This window comes from Leisingera sp. F5 (assembly GCF_001593695.1).
Window position 1 is genome coordinate 1 of the sequence record NZ_LUKH01000590.1, and the last position, 2,055, is coordinate 2,055.

Consider the following 2,055-nt stretch of genomic DNA (forward strand, 5'->3'; position numbering starts at 1 on the left):
CGATTTTTTCGGCCCTGCCGCAGCAGGGCGATTTGGTGCTCTTTGACGCGCTGATCCACGCCAGCACCCATGACGGGATGCGGCTGGGCCGGGCCGAATCCCGCAGCTTTGCCCATAGCGATGCGGAAGACGCGGCGCGCGTTCTGAAAGATTGGCGCGCTGAAGGCGGCGAAGGCCAGGTCTGGATCGCGGTTGAGGCAGTCTATTCGATGGACGGCGACCTGGCGCCTTTGGACGAACTAATGGCGCTGGCCGATGCCGCGGGTGCCGTGCTGGTGGTCGATGAGGCGCACTCAACCGGCGTGTTCGGCGATCAGGGCCGCGGGCTGGCGCATAATATCTCACACCGCCCGAATGTTCTCTCCCTGCACACCTGCGGCAAGGCGCTTGGGGCCTCGGGTGCCCTGATCTGCGGCCAGAAGGTGCTGGTCGAGACGCTGATCAACAAGGCCCGCAGTTTCATCTATGCCACCGCGCCGTCACCGCTGAATGCCGCGCTGGTGCGCGCAGCCCTGCAAGAGCTGCGGGAGAACCCGGCGCGCCGCGAAGAGGCTTGGGAGGGGATCTCCCATGCCCAAGACGAAGCCAAGCGCCTGTGCGGGCTGTGCGGCTATCACAGCCAGATCCTGCCGGTGGTGATCGGCGATGACAAGCGCACCATGGCGCTGGCCGCGCACATGCAGGCCTGCGGCTATGACATCCGCGGCATCCGCCCGCCCACGGTGCCCCGCGGCACCGCGCGGCTGCGGCTGTCGATTACATTGAATACTGGCCCGGAGGTGATCACGGCGATGTTCACCGATCTGGCCCGGGAAATGGAGGCCGCCGCATGAGCGCGCTGATCGTGACCGGCACCGATACCGGCATTGGGAAGACCATCTTCTCGGCTGGCCTGGTGCAGGCGCTGGGCGCCACCTATTGGAAGCCGGTGCAATCCGGGCTGGAGGAGGAAACCGACAGCCAGATTGTGGCGCGGCTCTCCGGCCGGCCCGTGCTGCCCGAAGGCTACCTGCTGCAGCTCCCTGCCTCGCCGCATCTGTCGGCCGAGGCCGAAGGAGTGGAGATCGACCCCGACGCGCTGCCCTTGCCTGAGGTTGATGGTGTGCTGGTCGCCGAAGGGGCAGGCGGGCTGATGGTTCCGTTGAACCGCAAGGTTCTGTATCTGGACCTCTTTGTCCGCTGGCGCGCGCCGGTGATCCTCTGCGCACGGACACAGCTGGGGACCATCAATCATACGCTTCTGTCGCTGAAAGCCCTGCGTGATGCAGGCTGCCCTGTGGTAGGCGTCGCCTTTATCGGCGATCCGGAACCTGCGGTCGAGGAAACCATTTGCCAGTTCGGCCAGGTGGCGCACTTGGGCCGCCTGCCGGTTCTGGGCGAGCTGACCTCTGACGCCTTGGCCGTGGCCTTTCAGGCCAGCATCCGGGTGGACCTGATCAAGGAGAGCTTGACATGAGCGCCGTAGATCTCACCCAGCTCGAATTCGACCAGCAGCATCTTTGGCACCCCTATACCAATGTGGCCAAGCCCGGCCCGACCTTTGTGGTCAAGGAAAGCGAAGGCGTCCACATCACGCTCGACGATGGCACCCGGCTGATCGACGCTATGTCCTCGTGGTGGTGTATGATGCACGGCCACAGGAACCCGGCGATCACCAAAGCGATCCACAACCAGCTCGACACCCTGCCGCATGTGATGTTCGGCGGGCTGACCCATGATCCGGCCATCGACCTGGGCCGCAAGCTGCTGGAGATCACGCCCGACAGCCTGACGCGCATTTTCTACTGCGATTCCGGCTCGGTCTCGGTCGAGGTGGCGATGAAGATGGCGGTGCAGTACCAGCACGCCATCGGCCAGCCGGACCGGAAGGAATTTGCCACCATCCGCTCCGGCTATCACGGCGATACCTGGAAGGCGATGAGCGTTTGCGACCCTGACACCGGCATGCACCACCTGTTCCAGGGCGCGCTGAGCGTGCAGCATTTCGTCTCCCGCCCGCCCATCCGTATCCATGAGGATTGGAGTGACGATCCGGCGCAAAACGGTCTGGGAGAA

At 64.6% G+C, this 2,055-nt stretch carries 3 protein-coding genes; all 3 read left to right on the forward strand.

Translation table 11 applies throughout. From position 1 onward, the window contains the following. Nucleotides 1–833 (forward strand): aminotransferase class I/II-fold pyridoxal phosphate-dependent enzyme (locus tag A2I95_RS33600; RefSeq protein ID WP_291736799.1); only part of this gene is annotated, 833 nt, incomplete at its 5' end. Further along, on the forward strand, nucleotides 830–1,456 hold the full coding sequence (gene bioD / locus A2I95_RS33605; RefSeq protein WP_291736801.1) for a dethiobiotin synthase: 627 nt from the start codon (nucleotides 830–832) through the stop codon (nucleotides 1,454–1,456). The genes A2I95_RS33600 and bioD, both read left to right, overlap by 4 nt. Next, nucleotides 1,453–2,055: aminotransferase class III-fold pyridoxal phosphate-dependent enzyme (locus A2I95_RS33610; RefSeq protein ID WP_291736802.1), on the forward strand; the 603-nt coding region annotated here is incomplete at its 3' end. The genes bioD and A2I95_RS33610, both read left to right, overlap by 4 nt.

Coding starts and splice junctions, on each gene's coding strand:
- bioD (WP_291736801.1), top strand. CDS start 830: ATGAGCGCGCTGATCGTGACCGGCACCGATACCGGCATTGGGAAGACC.